General features: G+C 37.2%; 1 protein-coding gene. It reads left to right on the top strand.

Annotation, left to right across the window (positions count from 1 at the left end):
- Nucleotides 1-468: oxidoreductase dimerization domain-containing protein (locus CWB66_RS19665; protein WP_502705302.1), on the top strand; the 468-nt coding region annotated here is incomplete at its 5' end.
- Nucleotides 469-685: the final 217 nt, after the last annotated feature.

The raw sequence follows: 685 nt of genomic DNA, 5'->3' as shown, positions 1-685 counted from the left end.
TACGCGGTTGGCGATATCATCGAAAACGGTATTGAACTTACACCAGTAGCAGTAAAAGCAGGCCGTACCTTATCTGAGCGGTTATTTAATAAAGAACTACCTGATGATTTAAAAATGGATTACAGCTTAGTTCCTACGGTTGTATTTAGTCACCCACCAATTGGTACTATTGGTTTAACTGAGCAAGAAGCTATTTCTCAGTATGGCGAAGAAAACGTTAAAATTTACCAATCTGGTTTTACAGCTATGTACACAGCCGTAACCAAACATCGTCAGCCTTGTAAAATGAAGCTTGTATGTGCCGGCCCAGACGAAAAAGTAGTTGGCCTACATGGTATTGGTTTTGCGGTTGATGAAATGATTCAAGGTTTTGCAGTTGCCATGAAAATGGGCGCAACTAAAGCTGATTTTGATGCCGTTGTTGCTATTCACCCAACAGGCTCAGAAGAGTTTGTTACCATGAAATAAACTTTTTACAAATTTAAAAACATAAGCCCCTTCGTATTGATTTGCTAAGGGGTTTTTATTTGCATTAAGTTTACCAATTGGCTTAATAAATCAATATACTTAGTGTGTCTTAATCAACTCGTATCGAACTGGAAATTATGCTCACAGATATATTATCTCACCCATTTCTTATTTCATTAGTGATGCTCACAATTGCATTTATTCTCAAAGTGCTTGT

Source organism: Pseudoalteromonas sp. S558 (assembly GCF_005886635.1).
Classification (GTDB): Bacteria; Pseudomonadota; Gammaproteobacteria; order Enterobacterales; family Alteromonadaceae; genus Pseudoalteromonas; species Pseudoalteromonas aliena.
Note: the sequence above shows the minus strand (reverse complement) of the source record. Positions and strands in the feature narration are given on the sequence as shown.